This is a genomic window from Kitasatospora aureofaciens (assembly GCF_001188955.3).
Lineage (GTDB): Bacteria > Actinomycetota > Actinomycetes > Streptomycetales > Streptomycetaceae > Kitasatospora > Kitasatospora aureofaciens.
In genome coordinates this window covers 163,315-189,158 of sequence record NZ_JPRF03000002.1, presented here as the reverse complement: position 1 = coordinate 189,158, position 25,844 = coordinate 163,315, and the positions used below count along the sequence as shown (strand labels likewise).

Genomic DNA, 25,844 nt, shown 5'->3' with positions numbered 1-25,844 from the left:
GGACGCCGTACACCGTTTCGGGTGTCGGTCTTCCCGTCCCCGCCCGCCGAACCGGACATGCCCGTTGGCCGAGCATCCGGCTCTCCACGTGACCCGCTGGGTCAGGCGAGGTATTCGCTGACCTGGCCGACGAAGGCCACATCATCGTGGGTGGTCCGGCGGACGCGCGCTCCGTCTGGGTTCACCTCGTCGACGTTGTAACGCGTGCTGATCTGCGCTCCGCGATAGCGGTAGCGTTCGACCCGCACCCTCGCCGGGCTGTAGAGGACGATCCCGCCCTCGGTGATGCAGTCGGCTCCGAAATACAGCCGACGCAGCCGTTTCCAGGTCAGCCGGGGGTGCTTGCGGCGTATCCAGAGGATCATTCTCCACCAGGCAAAGTGGCCGAGGTAGGAGAACGTCTTCTTGACGCGCCGTAGCGGAAGTAGGCCGCCCAGCCCCGCAGGACCGGGTTGACCGTCCGCAGCACCGCCTCCAACGAGAGCAGGGTCGTGCCCCGCTCCGTCAGTTTCTTGATCTTGTGCATCACCGACGCCAAAGCCTGTTTGGACGGGATGGTGAGCACGACACGGCGACCGTCTCCTCGGGTCTTCGCCTGGATGTGGAAGCCGAGAAAGACGAAACCGTCGTCGATGTGGGTGATGTGGGTCTTCTCCTCCGAGAGGGTCATCTTCAGCCGACCGGCCAGCAGCATGCCGATCTCCGTCTTGAGCGCTTGCGCGTCCTCCCTCGTGCCGTGCACGAGCACGACGAAGTCATCCGCGTATCGCACCAGCCGGAAGTTCGGCAGCCCCCGTCGGCGCCGGTGTTGCCGACGCAATGCCGGGACATCTCCTCGTCCCAGATCCGCGCGAAGTGCCGGTCCAGGACGGAGAGATAGATGTTGGCCAGCAGCGAGGAGGCGACCCCGCCCTGCGGAGTCCCGGTGAGGGTCTCCGCGAGTCCACCGTGCAGTTCGACAACCCCGGCCCGCAGAAACGCGCTGACCAACCGCAGGACCTTGCGATCCTTGACGCGCTCGCCCACCAGGTCCATCAGGACGTGATGATCGACGTTGTCGAAGCAGGCCTTGATGTCGCCCTCGATGACCCATTCGTAGTTCGACGGCCTGCTGGTGAGGTGGTTGATCTTGGCGATGGCATCCTGGGCCCGACGTCCTGGCCGATACCCGTAACTGGACGGGTAGAAGTCAGCCTCGAAGATCGGTTCCAGGACCAGCTTGAGCTCCATCTGCGCGACCCGGTCCCGCAAGGTCGGGATCCCCAGGTAACGGACCTTGCCGTTCTTCTTGGGGGTCACCGCCTGCTTGACCGGCAGCGCTTGTAAGGACCCGTCCCTGAGCGAGGAGCGAAGCTCCTCCAGGAACGGGATCACGCCCAGGCGTTCCTCGACGTGGTAGCGGGTGACCGCATCCACGCCCGCTGTCCTGGCACCCCGGTTGCCAGACACCCGCTCCCAGGCCACCAACAGCATGGCCCGGTCGCAGATCAAGTTGAATACGTCAGCGAACCGGCGGTCCGGATCGCTCCTTGCCCATCGGTGCAGCTTGAGCTGATGATCGAGTACGTGTCCTCGATGTGCCAGCACATCGAGGACACAGGTCTCGCGTGGGGTGAGGTGTGGCCGTCTCTTCGACTACCGGTCAGTGTTCGAGCAGGCTTCCCACGGTGTAGCCGCCCGAAGCGAGGTAGATGTTGCTCGCGTAGAGGGTGGCGGGGCCGTACCCGGCGTCCAGGGTGCTGGTCATGCTGTAGTAGCCGTTATGCTGGGTGATGCAGTCGTTCCAGCTGTACGTACCGGCGGCCAGGTAGATCGAACGCACGCCAGGGCTGTTCATGTCGAAGGACCGGTAGATGCCGTCTCCGGCGATGGTCGCGGTGTCATCGCCCTGGTCGGTGACCATGCCCCAGACGTAGTCGCCCGCGGCCAGGTAAATCTGCCGGGAGCTGCAGGCGCTTCCGCCGCCCTCCACCGGGCTCCCGGTGAGGTACAGGTATCGCCCATCGAACGCCGAGCTGTACGTCGTCGCCATTGCCTGGGTGTCGGCGACGCCCACGAGGCCCAAAGCCAGGGCGCCGGCTGCGACCATCTTGCGGATCGTGTTGAGCTTCAAAGTGTGATTCCTCAGTCATGGAACGCCGAGGAGCGATCCGCCCCCCGGCTGGCCGCCTGATCGCACACGAGCCGTCCTCGCGCTGAACCTCCAGCGATCGCCAGTGTACGCGTCCGGCGGCCGCGGCCTGCTGCACTGCGTCCACTCTGAAGTGGATCATCGGGAAGGACAAGTGAAAATCCGTCGACTGCATCTCATAGCATCACTGAGATGTTGAACCTCGAACGCCTGCGCGTGCTGCACGCAGTCTCGACGACCGGGTCGGTCGTGGGTGCGGCACAGCTCCTTCATGTCACCACCTCGGCGATCTCGCAGCAGATCGCACGACTTGAACAGGAGATCGGCACTAACCTGACGGAACGTCAGGGAAGAGGCATTCGCCTGACAGAGGCCGGCACCCTGCTCGCCGGACAGGCGGCAGATCTGCTCGCGCAGGTGGAGCGCGTCATGGCAACCATGGCGCAGCACCGCGGAGCGGTGACCGGAAGCCTCACGATCGCGGCCTTCCCCACCGCCGCCCGCGCGCTGCTCCCGTTGACCCTGCGGGCCCTCCGGTCTCGGTACCGCGACCTGATGGTGTCGGCGCGGGAACAGGAACCGTACGAAGCCATCCCCGCGGTGCAACGCGGGCTGCTCGACCTGGCCGTGGTCGAAGACTGGACCGACGAACCACTCGCCCTACCCCAGGGCTTGGACCACCGTGTCCTCTTTGAAGACACCTATGACATCGCCCTACCGGCGGACCACCGGCTCGCTGGTCTTCCGGTGCTGAGCCTGGCCGATCTTGGCGCAGAGGACTGGATCACCTCGAGCAAGGGACAACTGTGTCACGATTGGCTGTTGCGCAGTCTCAAGACAGCCCGCATCGCTCACACTGCCTCGGAGCACCCCACGCAGATCGCCTTGGTCGCGGCAGGTCTGGGCGTCGCCATCATTCCCCACCTGGGACGTGAACGAACATCAGCCCCCGTGCGGTTTATCCCCCTGGCGGACGCCCCTCGCCGCCGGGTACTCGCCATCTGGCGGTCCACCTCAGCCGCGCGTCCTGCGGTCGGCGTCGTGGTCAACGCCCTGATGGAAGCCTGCTCGGCCACTTGAGCATGCTCGATTTCAGTCACTCAGCGTGAAATCGCCTTGCAGTAGGTGCTGACGGCCCTCGATCCCTGCGGTATAACATCGGGGCGCGATACACGCAGGGTGGCGGGTTCACTGCCCAAGAGCCCGGTGTAAGCGGGTGCGGCTGGAGGCCGCCGCCGAGCAGTTCGAACGCGGTGACGGCAACAGGGTGCTCGCGGCTGGTTTTCGGGTCACCGTACGGTCGATGCAGCGGTGGCGTCATGCCTGGCGCCCGGCCGGATCTTCCTGCTCGCCGCGGGGAGGGTCTTCATCAGGTGGCATCAGTCGGCGGTCCGGAAAACCGTTCGCCTCCCCGGGGTCCGCGAGCCGAGACTGGTGCGCTGATCACATCGGACAGCGGGAAGGGGGACCGCACTGAGGTACAACCGAGACACCTTGCCCTTCCCCGAGAACCGGGTACCTCCCATCACCTACGAGGGCATTCGGAACTGGGACGAGTTCGACCCCGCCCGCCACCCGTTCCCGTGGGACGAGGATGAGGAAACCCGTCTTCGCGAGCTGATCCGCGAGTGGGTGCCACCCGTGCTCTCCGGCATGGCGGGCTGGTGGCAGGCCGAGCACTGGTGCGAACGCCAGGTAGACGCGGTCATCCGCGAGCGATACGGCAGCTGGGCGTGGGGGTGGAACTGGTGCTACCGCCACGGCGGCCCCGTCGGAAGCTGGGTCAGCGGGCCAAGCTCGGTGACGACCCCTGACGAGACCGCGACGCGGGCCGTGGCCGCGCTCCTGGAGTGGAGAGAGTGGCTGGAGCGGCTGGCCCAGCGCTTCACCGAGCTTGCGCCGCCACCGCACACCTGTCCCGAGGACCGCAGCTGGTACCTGGAACGGGCCTGCGTCCGGCTCGTGACGCACGTGCTGGATTCGGGAGCGGAAGCCGGCTGGCAGGGCCTGGCGTCGGTGGTCCTGACCTGGTTCCTCACCGCCACCGGTATGGGCCGGGCCGAGGCCGGACAGGCCGTGGAGAGGGCGATCGGAGGACGCTTCAAGAGCTGGGTCAACCCCGGACGGACACTGATCGAATCCGTCGGCGAGGACCTCGCCGCGGATCTCACCGGCCACATCCCCTACCCCGACCACCGCCAGTGGGCGGACCTGGAGGAGCTCCATGACCACCACTGACAGCCTCTCAACCTGGCTGCGCGTGCGCCACGAGACTGACTGGCACCACGCACCCACTCTGCGGCGAAACCTGACGGCGCGCGACGGGTTCCGGGCATGGTGCGAGGGACCGGTCCGCCAACGCGACCCCGCCCGCGCCAAGCGCCTGCACCTGGCCTATACCCGAGCCCGCGCCGATGCCGCCCGCCGCGCCCCGCTGGACTTCGCCCTGCTGGCGGCCTGGCAACGCGAGGTTCTCGGCGAAACAGAGGCGCCGTTCCGTGAGAACGACGCCTACGCAAAGGCCGGCCGTGAACGCTACGCCCGGACCCCGCGCACTCAGTCTGACTTCGCCGCATGCCTGCGGGAAGCGACCGACCCGGAAGTCGCGCTGGCCGCCCGCGCGGCTCGCGCGTACCTCGACGTGGCCTTCTTCCACCCCTTCGCCGACGGCAACGCCCGCGCGGCCCTGCTGACCCTGACCCACGTCCTTGCCCGTGAGGACGTCATCCTTCCGGAGGTCGGTCCTCTCCAGACCACCCGTTACCCGGACGACCCGGCCGGCGCCGCCGACCTGGCCACCCTCATCGGTGTACTCAACCGCCGCCGAGGCTGACCCTTCAACTGCGATCTACGAAATGCATGGAGACCAAGCTTCCACACGGCGGGTGCGGCTCGTCGCGGCAACGGACACGGCCTGCGCAGAGGCCTGCCCGCATCGCAGCTCGCAGCGCGGGCGCTCGCCCTCCATCGCCTTGCGGGCCTCGATCGCGCATGTCGGTGGAGACCGACCCGACCCGCAGGCAGGAGCTTGAACTCGGCAAGCTCCTTCAGCTGTCCGTCCCGGTACCGCAGCCGCTGGACCAGATCGGCGTTGGTGGCCTTGAGTCGTGCGATCTGTGGATCGCGTGGGCCTGGCAGCGTTCGGCGTTATTGCACCGTGACCTGGCCATCAAAATATCGCCGACTTGTCCGGGGCGGTCATCAAGGTATCGCCGACTCTATCGGCGGGGCGCAGCCGGGTGCCGGATCCGGTCGCACGTACGATTCTCTGCCGTGGGCAAAGAGCAGTAGACCTTCGAGTACACCGACGACCTGGGGCCGTGCTACCGCAGGCGGAGGTCAGGGCAGGGCCGTCGCGTGCAGACAGGTGTGCCGTCCGGCTCCGGGCGCGGCGTCCAGCGGCCGGGCCGCGCCCGCCCGGATCTCCACCCGGAACGTGCCCGCCTCGTCGGCGTAGACCGGGGCCCCGTCCGCGGTCCGCTCGCCCGTGGCGTGGACGACGACGACCTCCGGGGGCGCGTGCCCGCCCGGGGTGCCGGGCAGGGTGATCGCGTACCGCGCAGGCATGTTCACAGGGTCTCACCTGGCTTCGGCGCCGGCGTCGCCGAGGGCGGCGCACACGCTCGGGCGGACGGTGAAGAGCTCATCGGTGCCGGTGATCTCCAGCAACCGGCGTGCCTGTGCGGTGGGGGCGGCCAGCAGTAGTTCGATGGCGGCGGCCTGGGCGGCTAGGCGGGCACCGAGCAGGGCATTCAGGCAGGTGCAGTCGCAAAAGCCCAGGCCGGCGAGGTCGATCACCAGCCGGGGCGGACGTAGGGCAACCGCACGGCTCAGGGCTGCTTCCAGGTGCCGGCGCTGGTCATGGTCGGCGTCCCCATCGAGGCGGACGACCACGGCCCGGCCGGGCACGGTGAAGGCGGTGACCCGCAGCAGCGGCGCGAGGACGCCGGGGTTCTGGGAGCGGAAGGAGCGGCGGGTGGACATGAGCGGGCCCCTCCTATCGCGAAGGAAGCTGTCCGCCTTCGAGCCTGCCTCCCCCGACCGGCTCCACGCCATTCCCGAGGCCTCGGCCCGGCGGGGCCGACCGCTCAAACCGGTCCCCGCCGCACATCCGACCGTGTGATCGCACCGCCGCCTCCGCCAACCCCGGCGCGCCGCGCCCGGTCCCCGGCACGGGCTTCGGCCCACTGACCGACAACCTGGTCACCGGAGGAAGGCCCGGCCCGTGGACACCGCGGTGCGCATCACGCAGCAGGAGCAGGCCGACGCCCTGCTCTCCCGCAGCGCGCTCGCCCTGCTGGTGGGAGCTCTGCGGGTGCCGGTTAATCATCCGGCCTGGACAAGCGGCGTGTCGGTACTGGGCCGACGGCGTGCACCCGAAGATCCGCCTTGGTCAGGCCCACTCGTGCGTACTGGTGCTGCTCGGTGTTCGGCTGGACGGCACGAAGGAGTTGATCGCCCTGGCCGAGGGCCTGAGGGAGTCCACCGAGTCGTGGGCCGACCTGCTGCGCGACTGCCGCCGACGCGGCATGCGCGACCCGGAACTGGTGGTCGGCGACGGCGCCATGGGCCTTGGCGGGCGCTCGGCGAGGTGTTCCCGGCCGCCAGGCCGCAGCGGTGCTGGGTTCACCAATCCCGCAACGTCACCAACTGCCTGCCGAAGTCCGCGCAGCCCGGCGCGGTGAAGGCCATGCAGGAGATCTACAACGCTGAGTCCCGCACCCATGCTGAGAAGGCGATCGAGGCGATCGCGAAGACCTACGAAGCCAAGTTTCCGAAGGCCGTGGCGAAGATCACCGACAACCGGGAGGAACTGCTCGCGTTCTACGACTTCCCGGCCGAGCACTGGATCCACCTGCGGACCACCAACCCCATCGAGTCGACCTTCTCCACGGTCAAGCTCCGCACCAAGGTCACCCGCGGTGCCGGCAGCCCGACGGCCGCGCTCGCGATGGTGTTCAAGCTCGTCGAGTCCGCCCAGGCACGATGGCGCGCGATCACCGGAGCCAACCTGGTGCCCCTGGTCCGCGCTGGCGGGCGCTTCGAGAACGGCGTCCTGGTCGAGCGATCCGAGGTGGCGGCATGAATGACATGTTCGCGGCGCTGGAAACGCTGACCCACCGCGGTCCGAACCGTCGGGATGTCGCCGCCGACACCCTCGGGGATCTCCTGCGCGGCACCGCACTCGACACGGACACCGCCAACCTGGTCGTCGGACGCCTGGTCAGCCTGGCCGTCAACGAACCGGTGACCAAGGTCCGCGAGTCCGCCCTGAACTCGATCAGCGAGGCGTTCAATCACCACCGCCTGCCCCTAGACCTCGTCGAACCCCTGGCCGCCGCCATGCCGACGATGGAGCGCGAGCTCCTCGAACACACCCTCTACATCCTCGGCGCCACCCACGACCCGCAGGCCAGCACGCTGATCGAGCCGTTCCTCCGCCACCCCGACCCACAGGTGCGCGAACAAGCCCGACTCGCAGCAGCCGCGATCACCGCAGCCGAGCCGGAGAGCCCCACCCACAAGCCCTGACTATTGCTCGTCCGAGGCCCGGGGCTTCCCGATGAACAGCGTGTCCTGCCATCCGCTGCCCCACTGTCATCGCAGCTCATCCGCGAGGGTTGCTTCGAACGGTCCGACGCGGAGTCGACCGCGTGCGCGCGGGCGATCGAACCAGCCGCCTTCTTCTTCCTGACTGGCGATGACGGCAGCCAGCTCATCGCGCATCTGCTGGTCGAGGTCAGCGGCAGCATGGGTGAAATCCTCAACGATCGCCGTCTCTGCAAGAGCCACTGGCAGGAGAACCTCGCCGGCACGGTCTCTGCTCATGGCCACCAGAGCGGGCGCCGCCAAGATCATGCCGCGCGCCAGTTCAGCAAGGGGAAATCTAGAGAGCGCACTGTGTGTTGCCTGGTACGCACCGTAGTCGTGGCGAGCCTGCATCGAGCTGACCAGCGCCGCGACCGCCTTGGGGCCCTCCGTGCCGTCGACAAGATCAGCCAGTTCGCGGTAGCGGTGGAAGCGCCGCTCGGCCTCCGGTTGCGGGACTGAATCGTCCGCGTCCTGCACGATATTGCCGGTGGCCAGCAGTTCGCTTCGCCACGCGTCGAAGTCATCGATGGGCATCCGTGTTCCCTCTGCCGTCGCTCTGCAGGGCGGGGTGCACCTGCGGGTGGAGGTTAACTCACGGCAGTTACGCGCCCTCGCCTTGGTCGGCTTGGGCCCCGGTGATAGACATCCCCCGGTCATTTATCTCGACGTCGATGTTTTCCGTCCTATCGGAGTCTGCCGTGCCAGCCATGCTTCTTGATCACTGCGGGAGAGCATCCGGTGCCCCTGTCGATCCACAGGTCTTGACGATTCCTCCACGATGCGGGGTGTTGATGCAGCTCGTGATCCCGTGCTGAAGTGGCTCGGCGGCTCGGGGGACTATCGATCCCCGAGACCTCGGTCGACCGCCAGGCACGCGCCGATCACCTGGTGGTCGGCGCGTGGCGTGACCGGGTTCAACGATGTCGTCCGGGTTCCGTGCGGGGTTCGATAGGGCAGATCAGGGCTTGCGGTTGAGCAGCAGGGCCAGGATGGTGCGGGCCTCGCGTCGGCGGACCGAGGTGGGGCGGCGATCGCGGTGAGCGCGAGGACGGTCACGGTGGCCAGGTAGCCGGCGGCCGAGGTGGCCAGGGCGAGGATTGCGGGGTCGTGAGTGAGCACAGGGAGTCTCCTGGGATGGGTTCGGGGCTGGGCCCGCGCGGTCGGTGGGGTAGGCCCGGCGGGTCAGTGGGCGGCGAGTTCCTGGAGCTGGTGGGCGATGTCGCCGGTCGGCAGGCTGAAGGGCCCGCACATCTCGCTGTGGGCGCCGGGCAGGCCGTCGATGGCCTCGCGCAGGGGCGTGGTCCGGGCTTGGGAGGCAGGCGGGATCGGGCAGTGGCGGGGCCATCAGCGCCGCCAGGTGCGGGTAGCCGGGCAGGTCCGGCATCGCGGGCGGCACCGGGGCCGGTGCGTCTTCGTCGAGGCGGGCGGCCTGGTGGAACCAGTGCTCCGCGTCGCGCAGCTCGCCCATGCGGATGTGGTGGAGGTAGAGGCAGTACGCGGCGGTGAGGTTCCCGGCGCCCGCCGCGCAGCGACCAGGCCTCCGCCGTCTGTTCCAGCAGCTCGATCGTCGGCACCAGGACCACGCCACGCGCGGCGAGGCGCCGTGCGCAGCCGGCGGCGATCAGGGTCTTGCCGGAGCCGGTCGCGGCGACGACAGTCGCGCGGCCGCCGTTCTTCACCTGCCGTACGGCGGCCGCCACCGCGTCCTTCTGGAACCATTGCAATGGCAACGGGTTCACCAGGCCCGCGCCGGCGGTCGGTTGCGCGGGGATGGGCAGCGGCCCGGCCTGGACGGCGGTCTCGGGTGTGGTGGTGGTGTCCACGGCGGTGCGTCTCCTTCGTCTGCCAAGTCTTGGGGTGCCGGGGGTCCGGGGTGTTACTCGGAGATCCAGCCGCGGACTTCGAGGTATTGGATGTCGGCGTCTTCGACGGCGCGGCCGGTCTCCACCAGCCAGGCCCGCATCGCCTCGGTGACGTCGCCGTGGTGCTCGGCGACCCGCTGGGACCACTCGACCGCGTCGAACCCGCCCGTGGAGGCCGAGCCGTAGGTGCGCTCCTCCGTGCCGTCCGCGCGCGGAACGAACCCGCGCCGCAGACCCGGCGAGTCCTCCTTCGAGCCGGCCGACATCGTGAACTGGTCAGCGCGCATCCGCACCGTGAACGCCAGGCGCCCGCCGGCCTGACCCGTCGCGTGCACCACCGGCGCGAGGTGAGAGGCGCCGGAGTGAGATGGCGGCCACCACCGCGCGCACGTCGAACGGACCGCCCGCGAAGGACGACTGCCTGACCGGGCGGCGAGACGCGCTGTTCGAACCGGCCGACGCGGTGCTGTGCACCGATGGACCGGTGAAGACGTTGGTGGATCTTGCGCTGGCGCCCGAGCACCGGCGCGGGCACGGAGCCCTGTACGGCTCGCTGAACCGGGGCCGCATGGACATCGGTCGGCTGCGGGCCGCGCTGGCCGGCCTGCCGGTGCCGCGCGCTGCCGATGGCCGCCTGGTGCTCGCGGTGGACGTCTCACCGTGGCTTCGGCCGGACGCCGGGACCTGCTCGGACCGGTCGTACTGCCACACCTACGGCCGCGGCGAAGCGAAGCACCAGATGATGCCCGGCTGGCCGTACTCGTTCGTCGTCGCGCTGGAGACCGGCCGCATGGCTTCGTTCACGTGAAGTAGCAGCGTTTGATCAGCGGTTCGGGCAGCAGTTGGCGATCTTGAGTGCTGCCGATGTTCACGAGAAATGACGTCACCGGACGGTGGGCGCCTGCTCCTGAAGCTGTCATGCTGAATCGCTCTCCGGCGGACATCGTTCAGCACCTACTGTGGGCTTTCAGGCCATCCCAGCCCTTGTCACCGACGTGGGCGCGCGGCAGGGTGAGGTCGTGATCATTCCCTTCTTACGCGATGACATGCAGGGTTCAGTAACGGTGACGCTTGAACGTGTCGATGATCCTGCTGCGGTCGGCAAGCATCCCTCGACCGTCGGCTTCCCGTGTTGCACCGCGGTGGTGGACTATCCGGGCAAGGGTTACCGGCCCTGTTCGGCTGGGTCCAGTTGGTGCGGTCGACGGACAACTCCTCTGCGGGAGCTGCGTTCGACATGGACCCGTTCTACCTCTTCGAGGACGCGCCGTCGCCCTACGCGTTCTTCGGCACCAATCCCACCCTGTTTGATGCCCCGTCACGGGATGAGCGAGCCTCCCTGGACTGGACAGCGCACAGCTATCTGGCGTGGACACCGATGGATGACAGCGAACGGCGCGTCGTGCCGCTGGCCGGCTTCTCCTGGGGGTTCACCATCGACTCGACCGGCAGCATCGCGCTGCAAGAGGTTCAGGCGCTGGGAGCTGTGAACTGGGACGAGCACCTCACGTACCTCCGCTCCTCCCACCCACGTTGGCTATTCGACAAGTGGCAGCCCGCGCAGGAAGACCCGATGTACTGAGTCGTACGCGACAAGTCCGGCCGAGGCGCGGTGGTCGCGCCGGATCGCGGCGTACAGCTCGACCTTCGACATCTGCGGCATGACCAGGGCCTTTCACCGGGAGCACTCCCGATGCTGACCTGGCAAGTACCCGATGACGTCGAAACTCGTGAACATCACCCGTCCGTGGTTCGGGGTGACTCCCAAACTCGTGAACAACTGACGCCACGACTCGTGATTAACGCCAGGGGGCCGGTGTAGTCGTCCCGAGGTGGTTCCGCAGGTCGGCGGGGGTTGACCAGCCGCCAGAACGGTGTAGTGTCCGCCGGCTTCCCGGGTAGGCCCTGACGCTGGTCGCCCGCGTTGTCGCCGGGTTTCCGGGGGGCTTGACCGGCGTGCTCACTCCCCTACCGTGCGGTGCCACGGACCCGCCCCGGCCCTGCCCGGGACGCCGCACCACTGCACGTCATCGTGTGCGGCCGCGTCCGTCCAGCCACCCACAACTCGGAGGGGAACCATCATGACCACGCGCACTTCACAGCGGCGGCGCCCGGCACCGCGCACCAGCAGGACCACCCGGCGGCCCCAGGCTCCGGCGCAGCGGGGTCAAGGGTGCGGGGGAGATCGCGGACGGCCTGGTGGTCGGCGTCGCTCAGCTGGTAGAGGCCAGCAGCGGCCACCAGGACGGTGCCTCCGGTGAAACCTCGAGGCGGAATGCCTGTTCGACTACCAGCCGGAATCGACCAGCAGGCAGCTGTCCGGGGTGATGTGGTGGGTGTGGCCTGAATAGCCGACCATCCGGCAGTGGCTGGTCACCCTGAGGCGGGGCGCGGTCGCGGCTTCCTCCAGGCGGATGCCGAAGCCGCCGTACATGCCGGGCACACCGAACCACAGCTCGGTGTCGGGCAGTTCGGTCAGGACGCAGACCTGCGGGAGGACCAGAGCCGTCTTGACGGCGTAGTACTCGGTGCGGACCCGGATCAGCGCGTGCAGGAAGTGCTCCATCGCCCGCAGGTCCGGCTCCGGCACCTGGTGAAGGGGCGCCGGTTCCAGCAGCGGCAGCAGGGCGTCTCGGCCGAGCCGGACGGCGACGTCGGCGGGGCGCTCCCCTTCCATCGAGCGCAGGGTACGCCAGGCGCCGGCATCCAACAACTGCCGGACGACCTCGGCCGGGGCGTTGTGCCAGGCAGCTTGGTGCAGCGGCGCCCAGCCGCTGCGGCCGCCGACACGACGGGTGTTGGCCAGGCCAGGCGACTTCGCGACGGCGGCCAGCACGGCCGGCCAGTCGCCCCTGTGCGCCGCATCGGACAGCTGGTCCCGCTCGGCCTGGTGGACGTCCTTGTAGACGCCCCGCTCCGCCACGCCGTCCCAATCGACCATCCGCTCCCCCTCGGTCCGCTGCCGCGCATGCTAGCCCCGGGCCGGGGGCGGGTGCGCCCCCGCTCCCGGCCCGGACTCAGGCGGCGTGCAGGGCGTCCGGCAGCGCGGTCTGCTGCTTGGTCAGCTTCCCGTCGGCACTCACGGTTCGCCTCGCAACGGTCCGTTCTGGCTCTGTATAGTGACGTCCGGAGACGGGGGTCCACGTGAGCAACCAGGCTCGATCAGAGCACGCCGACCGAACCACGATCGTGCTACTCGGGCTGATGGCTGAATGTCCGCTGCTGCTCTGTCCTCTCGCGATTTGGCGGGGCAGATCATGGGCGCCTGGCTGGTGGGTGGACGCGGCGCTGTACCTGTTGGCCGTTGTCACCGCAGCGGCCGTGCTTGTCGCGGTGCGCCGCCCTGTGTCAGTACGCGGCTTGCGGGGTGCGTCCGCCGTGGTAGGCGGAGCCATCGGCCTTGCGGCGGTGGTCGCTGCCGCTCTCTTCTTCGGTGACTCCCTCGTCTCTTCCGGCGGCTGGCTGCTTCTCGGTGCGGTCGTCGCACTGACCCTGCTGCGCAATCAGCTGACCCCAACGGCAGCCACGCGCTCCTGACCGGCTCAAACCACGTAGACGATCGCCGCTGAGACTCGCTCAGACGGCATGGAGAGGCCTGTGCCATGAACGACCCGTTGGGTGAGCTGCAGCAGATGAGCGCCTTTCTGGGCGAGCTCACCGATGCGCTCGCCGTGACCCGCGACATCCTCCCCCAGCGCTCCGAGGGCACCGACCGCACCGGCTCGGTGACCGTCGTGCTCGACCCGGACGATCTCCCGCTGTCGATCGTGGTCGCGGCCGGCTGGCAGCAGCGGCTGTCCCCGGACGCGCTCGGCGGCGCGGCGGTCGAGGCCGGGCAGGCGGCCGCCGTCAACCGGTTGTCGGTCTGTGTCAACGGTCACGCAATTCCCCAGGGCAAACGTCACGTAATTCCCCAGGCACTTGGCGTCGGTTCCGCGGTTCCGGGCCGCCCTCACGATGCCCATCGGGCTGGTGGTGGTTTGCTGTGGCACCGGCCTGAGAAGCTGTCTCGAGTCAGCGTCAGCTACTTGCCAGGGGACGATGTGAGTCGTGACGATCAGCCAGTAAGCAGCTCGACGGTGCTGTCGCTGGAGCGGATCGCTGAGATCGACAAGGTCATCGATCGCATCACACGGTGGGCGAGGGATCGCGAAGACGTCGTTGGCCTGCTCCTTGTCGGATCATGTGCCCGCAATGCCGCACGACCCGACTCCGACATCGACATCGTCCTACTCACAACGGACGAGCCCCGATATCTTGACGAGGCCGCCTGGGCTGGGGAACTCGGCCTGGGCGAACTGATCCACACCCAGGCGTGGGGACCGATCACTGAGAAGCGATTCCCAAACCGAGGGTAGGGTCACGCTTTCCCAGGTGAGGTGTGTGGCCGCCACTCGGTAGGCACGCTCGGAGCGTCGTGTCGGTGCGGGGCGTGGTCGGAGGTGGCGGATGCCGTCGGTGCTGGGAGTGCTGGAGAGGCGCGAGCGGGTGGCGTTGGCCCGGGCGGAGGAGCTGCGGGCCGAGTTGGAGGGGCTTCAGGCCGCCGTGGCCGAGGCGGATGAGGCCGCGCGGCGCGCGGTCATCGCGCGGGAGGAGACCGTCGCTGCCTTGGGCGAGTTGGCCGATGAGGCCGCGGTGCCCGGGGCGCCGGTCGGCGCCCCGGTGGTGGAGCCGGTTGCGGGCGTGGTCGGGCCGCGGGTCGAAGTGCCCTTCTGGAGCGAGGGGTTGGGGATCGATGCGCTTCCGCCCGACTGTGCGCGGATCGTGGCCCTGGTCGAGCGCGATGCGGCCGGTGGCGGGGACGGGGTGCGGGCTCGGGCGATGCGTGAGGATCTGGGTTGGCCTGCGAGTGACGCGAGGGAGCAGGCGGCCCGGTTTCGGGCGAAGCGGCTGGCGGAGCGGGGCTGGTTGAGCGAGGGGCGGCCGGGGCTGTTCAGGCCGCGGGCGGCTTGAGGCGGCGGGGTGCCGGGGCGCCGGAGCGGGCCAGGCGGCGGGTGGCCGGGATGCTCGCGGCCCACCAGGCCATCGCCTCGGCGCTGTCGATGCGGGTCTCGTAGTCCCGGACCAGGCGCCGGGCTCGGATCAGGTGGGAGAAACTGCGCTCCACGACCCAGCGGCGTGGCAGCACCACGAACCCCTTGGCGTCGTCGCCGCGCTTGACGACGGTCAGCGCGAGGGCCAGGACCGCGTGGGCGAAGGCGACCAGCCATCCGGTGTAGCCGCCGTCGGCCCAGACCAGGGCGATGCGGTGGTGCTCGGCGCGCAGTTGTTCAAGGAGGTCACGGCCGGCGTCGTTGTCCTTGACCGACGCGGCGGTGACGATCACCACCAGCAGCAGGCCCAGGGTGTCCACCGCGATGTGCCGCTTGCGCCCGTTGATCTTCTTCCCGGCGTCGTAGCCGCGGGTGGCCGCGCCGACGGTGGCATCGGCCTTCACCGACTGCGAGTCGATGATCGCGGCCGAGGGCTCCTCCTTCTTCCCGGCCAGCTCGCGCAGACGCTTGCGCAGTCGGCCGTAGAGCTCCTTGATGAAGTCGTTGTCGCGCCAGCGGCGGAAGAACCGGTAGACGGCCCGCCACTTGGGGAAGTCGGCGGGCAGGCTCGCCCAGCGCACACCCTCGGCGACCAGGTAGCGCACCGCGTCGAGCATCTGGCGGTGGCAGAAGCCCTCCGGGCGGCCCCCTTGCCCGTTCATCCAGGCCGGGACCGGCAGCAGCGGCCGCACGATCACCCACTCCGCGTCGGTGAGGTCGGAGCCGTAGCGGCGGGCCCGGTCCGGCTGGTCGGCGGCATTTCCGAGCAGGTGTGCGAGGCAATCGCACGACATGCCGGAGCTGGACGCGGACGGAGCAAGCACGCCACAGTGGGACACCAGGGCCTCCTGATGGTTCGTTGACTCGACATCACCGAACTGCGCAGGAGGCCCTTCTCCTATGCGCCGACCGCGGAGCGATCACCCGAACGAGACCGACACGCACGGAAGTTCGAGCGGCAGCCTTCACCCTCGGTTTGGGAATCGCTTCTGAACGACGCCACTCCACGGACTCTGGCCTGGAGGTCGAGGTTGGCATCGGCTCTCCTGCCTGGGCCAAGACGGATCCCGTCGATCCGGGGACGCGCCGCGTGGTGACCGACGGCGCCCGCGTGCTGCACGACCCGGCAGGCATTCTGGCCGGTCTGCTCGCTGCTTGCTAGTTGACCGGGGGCTTGTCGGACCTGTCGGTGGGGTTCTTGGGGCGCTTGTTCGGCCGGTAGCTGGGGCCGTTCATGATCACCTAGTGGCTGGTGTTGATCAGCCGGTCCAGGAGTGACTCGGCGACGACGGGGTTGGGGAACAGCGGATACCGGTCGCTGGGAGCCCGGTTGCTGGTGATGATCAGGGACCGTCCCTGCCGCTCGCTGACCAGCTCGTAGAGGTCGTCGGCCTGGGCTGCGGTCAGAAGCCGTTGTCGTACCGATCTTGCTGAGCATGTGTTCGAATGTGGCGGCTCGGTCGGGTGATCTTCGGTCTGTCCGTGCATGGAGACAGGGCTTCTGGTGCAGCTCGGGGTCTGCTCAAAGGGAGCCCGGACCGGCCGGAGGACTGGCCCGGGCCCCGGTCCGCCCGCTCAGGCGCTGAGTTCCCGGGACTGTCCGGCCCACCGGACCACGAACGGCATGGCGAGGCCGGCCGCGACGAAGACGCCGCCCATGACCAGCCAGCCGGGGACGCCCCAGCTCAGGCAGAGCAGGCCGAGCAGGCCCGGAGCGATGGTGTAGCAGAGGCCCATGCCGATGCCGAACACGCCGGAGTACTGTCCCTGCGCGTGCGCGGGGGCCAGCCGGAACCGCAGCTCCATCGACCCGGCCGCGTGCCACAGCGAACCCACGGTGTGGATGGCGACGCCGGCCGTCATTATCGCCGTGGCGGCCCAGCCGGGCAGGCCCGAGGCCATCGCGATGACCGCCATGCCGACCAGGAACGCCAGCCCGGCGCGCCGGGTGGCCCGGCCGGCGACCTGGCCGCCCTTGATCCCGCGGCTGGTCCGGATCTGAAGGATGACCACCATCACGGTGTTGACGGCGAGCGCGATGCCGGTGAACCAGCGCGGTGCATGGGTGTGCAGGACCACCCAGAGCGGCACGGCGTAGGTCACCACCTCGCCCTGGATCCACAGGATGCCGTCCAGCACGACGAACGCCATGTACGGCTTGTCCCTGAGTGCGAGCCACCGGTTCGACTCGGTCGATGCGGGCAGCGGCTCCAGCCTGGGCAGCCGGAGCATGACGGCCGCGCAGCCGGCGAAGGTCAGGGCGTTGGCGAGGATGAGCGCGCGGTAGGCGGAGCCGGAGTCGAGCTGGATCACCACACCGGCGGCCAGCGCGCCGAAGGTACTGGCCAGGAAGGCGGTCGAGCGCAGGTAGGAGCGGAACTTCGGCACCTCGTCACCGCCGAACCGGCGGATCATCGGGCCGCGCGCCGCGCCCCCCGAGGCACCGGCCAGGTCGGTCACCGCCATGGACACCATGAACACCACGAACGAGTGGGCGAACAGCAGCGACAGCATGGAAACGGTCTGGATCAACAGGGTGACCAGGAAGACGCCGTGAGGGCCGCGGCGGTCGGCGAGGTGCCCGACGGGCGGGCCTGCGAGCAGGCCGACCACTCCCGCGACCCCGAGGCCGAGGCCGACCTGCTCGATCGGCAGGCCGACCACCCGCAGAGCGTACAGCGGCGCCGTCGCCAGGAAGGCCGCGGTGCCGAGCTGGTTGATGAAGCCTGCGAGGGCCAGTCTGCGCTGGGGGCCGGACTCGAGGAGCAGCCCTCGGCGCACCAGCCAGGGCCGACGGTCCGGGGCGGTGTCCTCCTGACAGTCGTCGGGGGACAGGGTGCTGGTCTGACTCACCTGGTACTCCTGGATGTTGATCACTAGATCTCGACGATGTCGACCATGGTGAACGTTCTCCTTGCCATCCGGTGTGTCCGTCGACCTCTCGGCCCGCAGGTCGAGGGACGACTACGACTCCGAGATGGCCAGGACCCTCAACCCGGCTCCGGAATGCCCATGGGGAAGCAGGAGGGACCAGCAGAGATAGCTACTCAACGCTCAAACCACCCGAAACGGGGAATGTTCGACCCGGTCCCAGAACATCACAACGCCTGTCCACGACCGCCGTCCCCATGGGGAAACGTGACCACGAGGGTGGGGAATTACGTGACGCTGATCATGCAGATCGTGGGGAATTGCGTGACCGCTGACAGGCCTCGATGGGCTAGAAAAGCGCACGCCGAGCAGAGCGTTGACCTCCCAGTGGTCGGCCAGTGGGAGGTACGCGGCCGTCGACTGACACAGCTGGCGCGAAGTGCCACGCAGCGTGGGAGCGCCCCGGCGGCGGCTCAGGGTGCGGTGACGGGCGTCAGGCCCGAACCGTGAACCGTCCGACCCCAGCGCCCCGGCGGAGGCCACCGTGCGCCGGGTCCTGCAGCGCGTCGACGGCGACGCCCTCGATGCGGCGATCGGCGCCTGGCTCGCCGCCCGCGACACCGGCGGCCCGCCGCCGGATCAGGGGCCGGGCGAATGCCTCCGCCGCTCGCTGACCGTGGACGGGAAGACCGTGCGGGGCGCCCGTCGCCCCGATGGCACCCAGGTCCATCTGCTCGCCGCGATGACCGGGACCGGCCTGGTCGCCGCGCAGCGCGAAGTCGACCGCCAACGACGTGCTGAACGGCTCTACCCGCTCCAGCACCACCAGCTGCTGCACTTCCGGGCTCAAGTAGCCGATCTGATCAGCCGGCCCACCGTGCCCCTGGCCCTCGTGGCGAGGGGCACGGTCGGCTCGGGCTGGTAACAGCGGGCCGGCACATGGACGGCGCGTCCTACGGGATGTCGAGGACCTGACGGGTGAGTGCGGCTCCGCCCGTCGAGTGCGGCTCTACGGTCGCACTTCGGTGGCGCGCACGTCCTCGGACAGGTGGTCGCGCATGCGGGTCCGTTCGGCACGGGAGACCGCGGCGGGCCGTCCGGCCGTCATGCCGCCGTCGACGGCGAGATCCTGCCCGGTGACCAGGCGGCTGGCGTCGCCGGCGAGCCACAGTGCCGCCGCGGCCACATCGTCGGTCGCGACAGTGCCGGGGAGCGGTTGGTTACTGTCCAGCAGCGGCTTGAACATCGCGGCTGCGGAGGGAGCCGCCGCGTCGGCGACCGAAGCGTCGGCTCCGGCGCCCTTAGCGAAAATGCCCGTGGGCACGAAACCCGGGGACACACTGTTCACACGCACTTGGTACTCGCCCAGATCCACCGCCGTGCACCGGGTGAGGTGGAGTACCGCGGCCTTGGCAGTGGAGTAGTCCAGGCCGGACCAGCCGGCGATCTTGCCTGCCAGGCTCGCCACGTTGATGATGCTTCCCGAGCGTTGGACGACCATCTGGCGTGCGGCGTGCTTGATGCCCAGCATGACGCCTGCGACGTGGACCGCCATCGTCCGTGCGAACACCTCCGTGTCGAAGTCGGTGACCGATGCCATGTTCCCGGGGCCGCCCGCATTGTTGACCATGATGTCGAGCCGCCCGTAGCGATCCACGGCGTGGCCGACCAGCGCCTCGACGTCCGCCTCCAGCGACACGTCGCAGCGCACGAAGGTCGCCTGCTCGCCCAGGGCCGCGGCCCGCTCGTGTCCCTCCCGCTCGCGGCGTCCGGCGAGGACGACGTAGGCGCCCTCGCCGGCGAACACCTCCGCTATGCGTGCTCCGATGCCGCTTGTCGCCCCGGTGACGACGGCAACCTTGTGGTGCAGGCTCTTCATGACGCAACTCCGGTGTCGGGTCCGGGGGCACCAGCAGCACCAGGACCGATGGTGGCAAGACTGTTGATCACCGATCATATGGGCGATCAGGGCCTTTGGGCTCCTGGGCCGAGGCGGGCCAGCTACCCACTGCGCCAAGGCACGGGCGGGAGCGGGGGTCGTTCAGGGTGTGCGGGCTGTCAGACTGCGGTGAGGGTGAACGTGCCGGTGCCGTCCTGCCGGCCGCTGGAGTACTGGCGGATCAGCTCTCCGTCTGCATAGCGGTCGTAGGCGATCATGGAGCCGGTGTACTTGTTCTGCAGGCCGATCTTCGAGCTGCCGGGTACGTCGCGGTAGATGTAGAAGCGCTGGAGGTCGTCCTCCGCGCAGTTGGCCGTGGTCAGGTATGCCTGCTCCTGGTTGGCGATGTTCGCCGGGATGGTGGCGCATCCGCCGTTGCCCCAGTTCCACAGGGACGCCTCGATGACCCCGTTGGTCTCCGTCACGTTGCACAGCCGCCAGTTGTCGAGGTGGGCGCTGAAGAAGGTGGATTCGCGCAGGCGGATGCCGTCGTTGGCCAGGAGCGGTGCGCTCCAGTTCAGGGTCTTGCCGGGAACGTCGATCCTGTAGACGGCGGGTTGGCAGCTCAGGGCGGCGAGCGTGGAGGGGGTCTGGCTTGCGGTGGTCTTCGCGCTCTTCTCGGCCAGGACGGTTTCGTCGGCGGCCGGCTTGTCGTCCTTCGCCGAAGGGGTCGACCCCGCCGGGTGCTTCGCAGTGGCGGAGCCGCAGTCGAGGAGGTCCTGCGCCTTGCGCATGATGCTGTTGGCGGGGACCTTGTCCTCGCAGCGCACCGCGCCTTCCTCCAGGGCGGTGTAGGTGGTGTAGCTGCCGGTGTCGGGACCTGCGGTCCACTTCAGGCCATAGGTGCCGCCGCCCAGGTCGGTGCGGTTGCAGTTGAGGCTGCCGTAGGTTCCGGTGACTTTCTTGGTGCCCTTGTAGAGGCCGTAGTAGCCGGGTTCGAAGAAATTCCAGGAGACGGAGTTCGACTCGCTGCTGGTGGAGGAGTAGTTGACCTGGACGTTCAGGCCCAGGCTCGCGCCGACGCTGCCAAGGGCTTCGACGGCGAAATTTCCCTGAACGGTGCCGTTGAGGCCGACCGACACCGAGATGGTGGTCTGGGTGCTGGTGGTAACGGTATGGCTGCCGGTGGAGCCCTGGGTGACGTACCAGCCCTTGAAGTGGGTGATGGTGGGGGTGACTTCGGTCGTCTTGATGATCGGGTGGCGTGTGCCGAGGTCGGCCGCCGTACAGGTGTCGCCGAGCCGGGGCGCCGTCGTGGTGGCGGATGCCGCTGCCGCCGGTGAGGCGGCGAAGCCCACAGTGGCGAGCGCCCAAGCGGCCGCCGTGGCGGTCACCGCCGTGAGCGACCTGCCAGTGCGGCTGACGGGTCGTATGGGGCGCGTCATTATCCATTCCCCCTTGATCGTGTATATGTCAGGTCAAGGATGAATGTAGCGACAGCGAGGTCATGGCGTGAGGTCGGAACCGGCCACAAAAGTTCGTGGAGGGGCCTATTCCTCCCCTTGTGCACACCGTTGCCTGACCGGTTCGATCCTCGGTGAACCCGTGCGCCACCGAACAGGGGGACCACTCTGTGAAACGTGTCAGGCGATTGCTCGCGGCCGCAGCCTCGCTCGCAGCCCTGTGCGCCCTGGGCGCCCAGCCGGCCGCCGCCCACACGCCCACGAGCCGTACAGCGCCCCAGGGCCACGGTGACTGTACGGAAACCGGGCCCGACCTCCGGCGCGGGGGCGTGGCCTGGACCTGCATCAAGACGGTACCGGCCACCACCTCCGCCCTCACCGCCGTGCCCGCCGCAGCCCCCCGGGTGGCCAGTGCCAACCCGGGGGCGGACCTGTGCGTCAAGGACGACCCGAACTCCATCCCCTCGAATCGCAAGGCGTACTGCACGCGGTACCTGGCCGAGTACGTGACCCTTGGCGAGGACAGCAAGGTGAACGGCCAGGCTCATGTCCTGGTCCTCGCCGCAGCGGCCATGAACTCCCTGCCCAATGCACAGTGGAAGGAGGACATCGTGATCCAAGTCGCCGATATGACGCCCAATATCTCGGCTGTGACGATGGCGCTGAGCGCCACGTGCAGCGGCCAGTGCACGGCGGGGGCACCGGCTTGGGGCGGGACGCCCGTACTCCTGAGGAAAGGCCAGGGCAGGGATGACGGAACCCTCTCCTACAGCTCGTCGGTCGGCAAGGGCTTCGACACGATCGTCCAGCCCTCCTACCACGTGAACGGGACCATCATCACCGCCAAGGGCGGCGGGAGGCCGGTGAACAGGTTCGTGGACTGGTCCGGTCCCAAGGTGCGCTGTGACGACAACGTCTCACCGAAGGACGGATCACCGCCCGGATGCATCGTGGACGGGCACACGGCCAACGTGACGTTCCACCGGTCGCTCTACAAGGGGGCGGCCGTCGCCTACGAGTGGGCGCAGAAGAACCTCACGGGCCACTTCGGCGCCCCCGGGCACCTGCTGAACCGGTGGTATGTCGACCCGCTTGACCCGGAGGCCGACGGCAGGCGTGCCCTGACCTGTGACCGGGGGCCGTTCAAGTTCCCCCGGGGCGCCACGGGCATCCCCAACGACTCGTGTGATGAATACCCGTTCGCCAAGTCGACGCAGGGCGGCAACGAGGGTGAACAGTGCATCGACATCACCCCGCGCGAGGTCGGCGGGGTGTGGGACGTCGCGAACGTGACTGTCGACCGGGGCACTCCACCCAACGCGCCCTGCATCCGGGCCCACGTCGACGGAGAGGACAACTCCGCTGCGGGTCGCGAGTACGCGCGCGCGGTGACCTCCGACCGCATCATGCAGGGCGAGGCGTTCGAGGTCATCATCGACGCGTAGGCGGCAGGACCGCACCCGGGCACGCGTTCCGGCAGCCCGGCGCTCGGGCGCCGGTGGTCACTGCCGGGTCCAGGCCCAACAGGGCGGCTCCGTCTCGACACCCCCCGAGCAGGTCAGCGGCCTGCGCCGGGGAGAGGCGGCGTCAGGAGCGCTGAGCATCGCGCCTTTCAGCAGTGACCTGATGTGGTTCAGCATGCCGACGCCGCCGCAGTGGCGAGCTTCTTCATCTCCACGCCTTTTGAGTAAGTCGTAGAAACATGCCCGGGGGCCTCCCAAGCAAGCGACCCCGGCCACCGCGAAGGTTGACCGGGGCCAGGGCGCTGCCCGTCAGCGGGATCGGCGGACCAGGACTTTGAGGACTTCCCGTGCGGCGCGGCGGCGGGCCTCGGTGCGGGCCGCGACGGCGGTCACCGCGGCGAAGGTCACGGCCACGGCGTACCAGACGCTGGCGGCCGCCGTGAGGAGCGCGGCGCTTTGGAGGGGGGCAGGCATCGTGGTTCTCCTGTTGATCGGGTTGGCGTCTAGGGTTGCCGGACGCCGCCGGTAGTCGTGGACGAGCCGGGTGGGCCCGTCGGGGGGGCTGTGTCTGTGCTGCCGTGGTCAGCCGAACGCGCCGGCGCTGATCGCGGTGAACGATCCCTGCTGCGGGGTCCAATAGGGGTTCAGCGACAGCTGCACGCATTCCCACCAGGGGCGGACCTGGTCGGGGTGCCCGCGAAGGGCCTCAACGACGGCGGCGACGACCGGCCAGTCCACCAGGCTGCCGTGCAGCACTGAGGCGACCTGGGTGGTGGTGACCGGCCGGGGCGCCCGGCTGGCGATCTCTCGTTCGCTGGGACGAGCGGAGGCAAGGTGAAGACCTTGGACGGCGGCTTGGAGACCGGCGGCGGCCTCCGCCCGGGCCGTGGGCCTGCCCGGCAGGAACGGTCGGGGTAGCTCCTCGCCCCTGGCGGCCTGCCACAGCGTGCGCACTTGCTCTGGCTCGCCGCCGAGGACGCTCACCACCTGCTCGACCGTCGGCCACGAGGGAAAGCGCTCGCCGGAGAAGAGACGGGAGACGAACGAGGCGGAGAGCTCGGTCTCCTCGGCGACGCGCCGGATCGACTTGCCGCTGGCCCGCTGGAGGTGGGAGAGGGCACTGGTCAGCTGGGCCTCGGGATCGGTCGGGGCTCCAACGGGCAGGGCGTGCAGCCCCGGACCGTGGCGTTTGCGCTCGGCGTCGGCGCGGCGCCTAGCCGCTGCCTGGGATGCGGCGCGGCGCCGCTGCTGGTGCAGTTGCAGAAGTCGGCCGCCGCGTTCCAGGGACCACCGCGACCGTGCCGTATCGGCGCTGACCTCCAGGATTTCGGCGACCATGGGCCATCTGACCCGGCGCTCACGGGCCTGGAGCACCACCGCGGCGGTCAGGGCGTCCACCTCGTCGCGCAGCTGCGCGACGAGTTCCAGACCAGCACACGGACCGGGGCGCTCGTCCCCGGATTCCGAGAGCTTCTGCAGCCGACGGGCCAGGGTCATGGCCTGCAGAGCGAGCCGCGAGACCGTGACGTCGTACTCCCCGACGACCCCGGCAGGGCTACTGCCGGCCCGGCGCCGGGCCGCGGCCCGGCTCGCCTTCGCCCTGCACGCGGCTTTGCAGAAGCGACGCGGTCGCCCCTTCGCGCTCGTCCGGGTGAACTCTCCTTCGCAGTACTCGCACAACTGGATGATGATCTCGGGCTCGGGCACGGGGAATCCTCCGGCTCTCCGGCGTCCTGGTGAAAGGTGATGACGAGCCGTGCAACGCGGGGGAAGGGAATTCTCGCGTGAGAGCCGTACGAAAGACTTCCAGACCCCCGCAACCGCCGGCCGGGGCGGGGACGCGCGAAAGACCGCGCCCAACCGCCCTCGAACCAATCGCGCGTCAGGATCGGCGCCGCTGGTGGCGGGCGTAAAAGCCGTCGACGGCCACCCCAGCCGCCAGCAGAACGCTCACCGATCCACCGGAGCGCCTACCCCGAACCCCAATCGCGAGCGCTCCGGAAGCGGCCACCCGCAGCCCGAACCACGCGAGTGCCCAGCAGGCAACGCCCTCGCGGGCGGACTGGTCAGGCATGTTAGTTTCGGGGAACCCCGCCGCGGGAACCACAAAGCCCTGGCGGAGGACGCGGTCAAGAGCCATATGAACTCCTTGATCGTGACGATGTGTCAGCGGGTGAGCCCCGGCCCCGGATTCCTAGGCCACGGTCCGGGGCTCACCCGTACGAGGACACTACTGCCACAGGGTTCACTGCGCGTTGACCATTCATCACGTAAACAGACGGCAGCTGCGGGGAATCGCGCCCCGATATGCCCAAGCCCGATCACAGATCACTCATGTCCGATCAGATCAGGTTGGAGATGAGCTCTGAAGTAGTCGGAACCAGCGCCATCGCCCATATCCGGCCGCCACGGGCAACAATCAGACGAAACTGAAATCCTCCGGCATTTGCCTTCTGGCATGTGCCAGCGGCGTCAAGACCTACACACAGCCGCAACGCCCCAAGACCCTCCGCACACCCTGGCCTGTCGCGACCGCCGCGCTGTCCCGTTCAGCGTCTGCGGAACGGACGGTCGGCGCCATGGTCGGGCGGCGATCAGCCGCGCAGACCTCGCCACACCGGCTGACGGAGCCGACCGGCGTCGGTGAGTTCGAGGAACTCGACCTCGGCGCGCAGCTCGGGGCGGACGAATCGGACCAGGGTGCCGCGTGGCAGTCCCAGTCCGGCGGCGGTGAACGGGGACACCGGGGAGTCGATGCGCCGCAGCACGGCAGCGAGGGCGCGGCGTTCCGCCCCGGCGAACCCGGTGCCGACCGAGCCGACGAACGTCAGTCGCCCTTCGGCTTCGACCGGAACGCCGACCAGGACCGCGCGGACCGATGCTTCACGGGGGGCGGGCAGCCAGCCGCCGATCACGACGTCGGCGGTACGCAGATGCTTGATCTTGATCCAGTCCCGGGAGCGTGTGCCGGGCCGGTACGGGGAATCGGATCGTTTGGCGACGACACCTTCCAGCCCGTGCTCCCGTGTCCAGCCGAACGCCTCGGTGATCGAGTCCCACGCCGGCGGCACCCGTAGGCCCGGCCGCTCCAGCTCCAAGCCCTCCAGCAGCTGTCGCCGCCGCGCGTACGGCTCGATGAGCAGTGATCGCTCCCCGGTGTGCGGGAGGTCGAACGCCACGAAGACGGCGGGTGTAGCGGCTGCCCCGGTCCGTACCGCGGCGGGACGCGTGCGGTGGACGCGGCCCTGCAGGGCCGCGAACGAGGGGCGGCCTCCGCGCATGACCACGAGCTCGCCGTCCAGGACTAGCGGCCCGCGCATCGTCAGGGCCTCGACCACCTCAGGAAACCGGTCGGTCAGGTCCGTTCCGTGGCGGCCGAGCAGCCGGACCGGCGCGGCCTCGGGCACATAGGCCACGCACCGCACCCCGTCCCACTTCACTTCCCCCATCCATCCTGGCCCGGCTGGCAGTGGGCCGGCTGTCGCAAGCATCGGCTCGACATGCGGCAGCGTCACCTGCGCCGATCCCCGGGGACTCATGCTTCCAGGGT

27 protein-coding genes and 3 pseudogenes are annotated in these 25,844 nt (G+C 69.1%); 12 read left to right on the top strand and 18 right to left on the bottom strand.

Annotated elements, in window-relative coordinates:
* Positions 1-101 precede the first annotated feature (101 nt).
* The 4 genes from HS99_RS46255 to HS99_RS04635 form a co-directional block, all read right to left on the bottom strand.
* Positions 102-365, bottom strand: a complete 264-nt coding sequence (locus HS99_RS46255; protein ID WP_050366178.1) for a hypothetical protein — start codon at positions 363-365, stop codon at positions 102-104.
* Complete coding sequence (locus tag HS99_RS46250; protein ID WP_050366179.1) at positions 362-694, bottom strand: group II intron maturase-specific domain-containing protein; 333 nt, start codon at positions 692-694, stop codon at positions 362-364. The genes HS99_RS46255 and HS99_RS46250 overlap by 4 nt, the downstream gene beginning before the upstream one ends.
* Positions 673-1,416 (bottom strand): reverse transcriptase domain-containing protein, encoded by a 744-nt coding sequence (locus tag HS99_RS46245; RefSeq protein WP_232543311.1) that lies wholly within the window; start codon positions 1,414-1,416, stop codon positions 673-675. Before HS99_RS46245 ends, HS99_RS46250 begins: the two co-directional genes overlap by 22 nt.
* A 226-nt stretch (positions 1,417-1,642) precedes the next feature.
* Positions 1,643-2,113: a hypothetical protein gene (locus tag HS99_RS04635; protein WP_030557128.1), complete on the bottom strand. Its 471-nt coding sequence runs from the start codon at positions 2,111-2,113 to the stop codon at positions 1,643-1,645.
* Between the two features lie 210 nt (positions 2,114-2,323).
* Here HS99_RS04635 and HS99_RS04630 point away from each other — a divergent pair, with 210 nt between their 5' ends.
* The 3 genes from HS99_RS04630 (at position 2,324) to HS99_RS40675 (ending at position 4,964) form a co-directional block, all read left to right on the top strand.
* Entirely contained in the window at positions 2,324-3,211 is an 888-nt protein-coding gene (locus HS99_RS04630; RefSeq protein ID WP_030557127.1) for a LysR family transcriptional regulator, read from the top strand.
* Between the two features lie 414 nt (positions 3,212-3,625).
* Positions 3,626-4,369: a hypothetical protein gene (locus HS99_RS04625; protein WP_030557125.1), complete on the top strand. Its 744-nt coding sequence runs from the start codon at positions 3,626-3,628 to the stop codon at positions 4,367-4,369.
* Complete coding sequence (locus HS99_RS40675; protein ID WP_043481393.1) at positions 4,356-4,964, top strand: Fic family protein; 609 nt, start codon at positions 4,356-4,358, stop codon at positions 4,962-4,964. The genes HS99_RS04625 and HS99_RS40675 overlap by 14 nt, the downstream gene beginning before the upstream one ends.
* 506 nt (positions 4,965-5,470) lie before the next feature.
* On the opposite strand, the gene HS99_RS04615 is transcribed toward HS99_RS40675, so the two are convergent.
* Together HS99_RS04615 and HS99_RS04610 are read right to left on the bottom strand one after the other, a co-directional pair.
* Positions 5,471-5,698, bottom strand: coding sequence for a DUF6296 family protein (locus tag HS99_RS04615; RefSeq protein ID WP_141763663.1), 228 nt, complete (start codon positions 5,696-5,698; stop codon positions 5,471-5,473).
* 12 nt (positions 5,699-5,710) lie between these two features.
* On the bottom strand, positions 5,711-6,115 hold the full coding sequence (locus HS99_RS04610; protein ID WP_050366180.1) for an STAS domain-containing protein: 405 nt from the start codon (positions 6,113-6,115) through the stop codon (positions 5,711-5,713).
* Between the two features lie 374 nt (positions 6,116-6,489).
* On the opposite strand from HS99_RS04610, the pseudogene HS99_RS04605 reads away from it, so the two are divergent.
* Positions 6,490-7,217: pseudogene (locus tag HS99_RS04605) on the top strand (IS256 family transposase); the annotation flags it as partial.
* Positions 7,214-7,663, top strand: a complete 450-nt coding sequence (locus HS99_RS04600; RefSeq protein ID WP_030557120.1) for a hypothetical protein — start codon at positions 7,214-7,216, stop codon at positions 7,661-7,663. The pseudogene HS99_RS04605 and the gene HS99_RS04600, both read left to right, overlap by 4 nt.
* Before the next feature lie 66 nt (positions 7,664-7,729).
* Here the strand turns inward: HS99_RS04600 and HS99_RS04595 are convergent, their stop codons facing one another.
* From HS99_RS04595 to HS99_RS44610, 3 genes are all read right to left on the bottom strand, one after another.
* Entirely contained in the window at positions 7,730-8,257 is a 528-nt protein-coding gene (locus tag HS99_RS04595; RefSeq protein WP_030557117.1) for a hypothetical protein, read from the bottom strand.
* A gap of 518 nt (positions 8,258-8,775) precedes the next feature.
* Positions 8,776-9,462: a DEAD/DEAH box helicase gene (locus tag HS99_RS48350; protein ID WP_370863222.1), complete on the bottom strand. Its 687-nt coding sequence runs from the start codon at positions 9,460-9,462 to the stop codon at positions 8,776-8,778.
* A 137-nt stretch (positions 9,463-9,599) separates the two neighbouring features.
* The gene (locus tag HS99_RS44610) at positions 9,600-9,923 is read right to left on the bottom strand and encodes a hypothetical protein (protein WP_157881874.1); all 324 of its coding nucleotides are present in this window, start codon (positions 9,921-9,923) and stop codon (positions 9,600-9,602) included.
* Between the two features lie 29 nt (positions 9,924-9,952).
* Between HS99_RS44610 and HS99_RS04585 the strand changes: the two are divergent.
* Positions 9,953-10,375, top strand: a pseudogene (locus HS99_RS04585) (transposase); the annotation flags it as partial.
* Between the two features lie 447 nt (positions 10,376-10,822).
* On the top strand, positions 10,823-11,167 hold the full coding sequence (locus HS99_RS42255; protein WP_030557113.1) for a hypothetical protein: 345 nt from the start codon (positions 10,823-10,825) through the stop codon (positions 11,165-11,167).
* 705 nt (positions 11,168-11,872) lie between these two features.
* On the opposite strand, the gene HS99_RS04575 is transcribed toward HS99_RS42255, so the two are convergent.
* On the bottom strand, positions 11,873-12,526 hold the full coding sequence (locus HS99_RS04575; RefSeq protein ID WP_030557111.1) for an ankyrin repeat domain-containing protein: 654 nt from the start codon (positions 12,524-12,526) through the stop codon (positions 11,873-11,875).
* Between the two features lie 203 nt (positions 12,527-12,729).
* On the opposite strand from HS99_RS04575, the gene HS99_RS04570 reads away from it, so the two are divergent.
* From HS99_RS04570 to HS99_RS04560, 3 genes are all read left to right on the top strand, one after another.
* Positions 12,730-13,122 carry a hypothetical protein gene (locus tag HS99_RS04570; RefSeq protein ID WP_141763662.1) on the top strand — a complete coding sequence of 131 codons (393 nt, stop codon included), beginning with the start codon at positions 12,730-12,732 and terminating at the stop codon, positions 13,120-13,122.
* Between the two features lie 65 nt (positions 13,123-13,187).
* Entirely contained in the window at positions 13,188-13,943 is a 756-nt protein-coding gene (locus tag HS99_RS46240; RefSeq protein WP_232543312.1) for a nucleotidyltransferase domain-containing protein, read from the top strand.
* Positions 13,944-14,034: 91 nt separating this feature from the next.
* Positions 14,035-14,538, top strand: a complete 504-nt coding sequence (locus tag HS99_RS04560) for a hypothetical protein (protein ID WP_063737778.1) — start codon at positions 14,035-14,037, stop codon at positions 14,536-14,538.
* On the opposite strand, the gene HS99_RS04555 is transcribed toward HS99_RS04560, so the two are convergent.
* The 3 genes and pseudogenes from HS99_RS04555 to HS99_RS04545 form a co-directional block, all read right to left on the bottom strand.
* A complete protein-coding gene (locus HS99_RS04555) occupies positions 14,519-15,412 on the bottom strand; it encodes an IS5 family transposase (RefSeq protein ID WP_046386176.1) in 894 nt (297 codons plus the stop codon). The two genes, HS99_RS04560 and HS99_RS04555, sit on opposite strands and share 20 nt — an antisense overlap.
* 364 nt (positions 15,413-15,776) lie before the next feature.
* Positions 15,777-16,031, bottom strand: a pseudogene (locus tag HS99_RS04550) (ATP-binding protein); the annotation flags it as partial.
* A gap of 162 nt (positions 16,032-16,193) precedes the next feature.
* Entirely contained in the window at positions 16,194-17,471 is a 1,278-nt protein-coding gene (locus HS99_RS04545) for an MFS transporter (RefSeq protein WP_050366194.1), read from the bottom strand.
* Between the two features lie 562 nt (positions 17,472-18,033).
* Here HS99_RS04545 and HS99_RS04540 point away from each other — a divergent pair.
* Complete coding sequence (locus HS99_RS04540; protein WP_050366193.1) at positions 18,034-18,414, top strand: hypothetical protein; 381 nt, start codon at positions 18,034-18,036, stop codon at positions 18,412-18,414.
* Between the two features lie 84 nt (positions 18,415-18,498).
* Here the strand turns inward: HS99_RS04540 and HS99_RS04535 are convergent, their stop codons facing one another.
* Both HS99_RS04535 and HS99_RS04530 read right to left on the bottom strand, forming a co-directional pair.
* Positions 18,499-19,368 (bottom strand): SDR family NAD(P)-dependent oxidoreductase, encoded by an 870-nt coding sequence (locus HS99_RS04535; protein ID WP_030557480.1) that lies wholly within the window; start codon positions 19,366-19,368, stop codon positions 18,499-18,501.
* A gap of 179 nt (positions 19,369-19,547) precedes the next feature.
* Positions 19,548-20,813, bottom strand: a complete 1,266-nt coding sequence (locus HS99_RS04530; protein WP_078938750.1) for a hypothetical protein — start codon at positions 20,811-20,813, stop codon at positions 19,548-19,550.
* A 401-nt stretch (positions 20,814-21,214) separates the two neighbouring features.
* Here HS99_RS04530 and HS99_RS04525 point away from each other — a divergent pair, with 401 nt between their 5' ends.
* Positions 21,215-22,276, top strand: a complete 1,062-nt coding sequence (locus HS99_RS04525; RefSeq protein ID WP_232790684.1) for a NucA/NucB deoxyribonuclease domain-containing protein — start codon at positions 21,215-21,217, stop codon at positions 22,274-22,276.
* Positions 22,277-22,603: 327 nt separating this feature from the next.
* On the opposite strand, the gene HS99_RS44605 is transcribed toward HS99_RS04525, so the two are convergent.
* The 3 genes from HS99_RS44605 to ligD all read right to left on the bottom strand — a co-directional run bounded on the left by HS99_RS44605 (position 22,604) and on the right by ligD (position 25,785).
* On the bottom strand, positions 22,604-22,768 hold the full coding sequence (locus HS99_RS44605) for a hypothetical protein (protein WP_157881824.1): 165 nt from the start codon (positions 22,766-22,768) through the stop codon (positions 22,604-22,606).
* Positions 22,769-22,876: 108 nt separating this feature from the next.
* A complete protein-coding gene (locus HS99_RS04520; RefSeq protein ID WP_030557484.1) occupies positions 22,877-24,001 on the bottom strand; it encodes a helix-turn-helix domain-containing protein in 1,125 nt (374 codons plus the stop codon).
* 887 nt (positions 24,002-24,888) lie between these two features.
* Positions 24,889-25,785, bottom strand: coding sequence for a non-homologous end-joining DNA ligase (gene ligD, locus HS99_RS04510; RefSeq protein ID WP_267885593.1), 897 nt, complete (start codon positions 25,783-25,785; stop codon positions 24,889-24,891).
* Between the last annotated feature and the right edge of the window lie 59 nt (positions 25,786-25,844).

Bases quoted from the DNA above. Each gene is read 5' to 3' on its own strand.
- HS99_RS46255 (WP_050366178.1), bottom strand. From the start codon at position 365: ATGATCCTCTGGATACGCCGCAAGCACCCCCGGCTGACCTGGAAACGG.
- HS99_RS46250 (WP_050366179.1), bottom strand. From the start codon at position 694: ATGCTGCTGGCCGGTCGGCTGAAGATGACCCTCTCGGAGGAGAAGACC.
- HS99_RS04630 (WP_030557127.1), top strand. From the start codon at position 2,324: ATGTTGAACCTCGAACGCCTGCGCGTGCTGCACGCAGTCTCGACGACC.
- HS99_RS40675 (WP_043481393.1), top strand. From the start codon at position 4,356: ATGACCACCACTGACAGCCTCTCAACCTGGCTGCGCGTGCGCCACGAG.
- HS99_RS04615 (WP_141763663.1), bottom strand. From the start codon at position 5,698: ATGCCTGCGCGGTACGCGATCACCCTGCCCGGCACCCCGGGCGGGCAC.
- HS99_RS04610 (WP_050366180.1), bottom strand. From the start codon at position 6,115: ATGTCCACCCGCCGCTCCTTCCGCTCCCAGAACCCCGGCGTCCTCGCG.
- HS99_RS04600 (WP_030557120.1), top strand. From the start codon at position 7,214: ATGAATGACATGTTCGCGGCGCTGGAAACGCTGACCCACCGCGGTCCG.
- HS99_RS04595 (WP_030557117.1), bottom strand. From the start codon at position 8,257: ATGCCCATCGATGACTTCGACGCGTGGCGAAGCGAACTGCTGGCCACC.
- HS99_RS42255 (WP_030557113.1), top strand. From the start codon at position 10,823: ATGGACCCGTTCTACCTCTTCGAGGACGCGCCGTCGCCCTACGCGTTC.
- HS99_RS04575 (WP_030557111.1), bottom strand. From the start codon at position 12,526: ATGGTCGATTGGGACGGCGTGGCGGAGCGGGGCGTCTACAAGGACGTC.
- HS99_RS46240 (WP_232543312.1), top strand. From the start codon at position 13,188: ATGAACGACCCGTTGGGTGAGCTGCAGCAGATGAGCGCCTTTCTGGGC.
- HS99_RS04560 (WP_063737778.1), top strand. From the start codon at position 14,035: ATGCCGTCGGTGCTGGGAGTGCTGGAGAGGCGCGAGCGGGTGGCGTTG.
- HS99_RS04555 (WP_046386176.1), bottom strand. From the start codon at position 15,412: ATGTCGTGCGATTGCCTCGCACACCTGCTCGGAAATGCCGCCGACCAG.
- HS99_RS04535 (WP_030557480.1), bottom strand. From the start codon at position 19,368: ATGAAGAGCCTGCACCACAAGGTTGCCGTCGTCACCGGGGCGACAAGC.
- HS99_RS04530 (WP_078938750.1), bottom strand. From the start codon at position 20,813: ATGACGCGCCCCATACGACCCGTCAGCCGCACTGGCAGGTCGCTCACG.
- HS99_RS44605 (WP_157881824.1), bottom strand. From the start codon at position 22,768: ATGCCTGCCCCCCTCCAAAGCGCCGCGCTCCTCACGGCGGCCGCCAGC.
- ligD (WP_267885593.1), bottom strand. From the start codon at position 25,785: ATGCTTGCGACAGCCGGCCCACTGCCAGCCGGGCCAGGATGGATGGGG.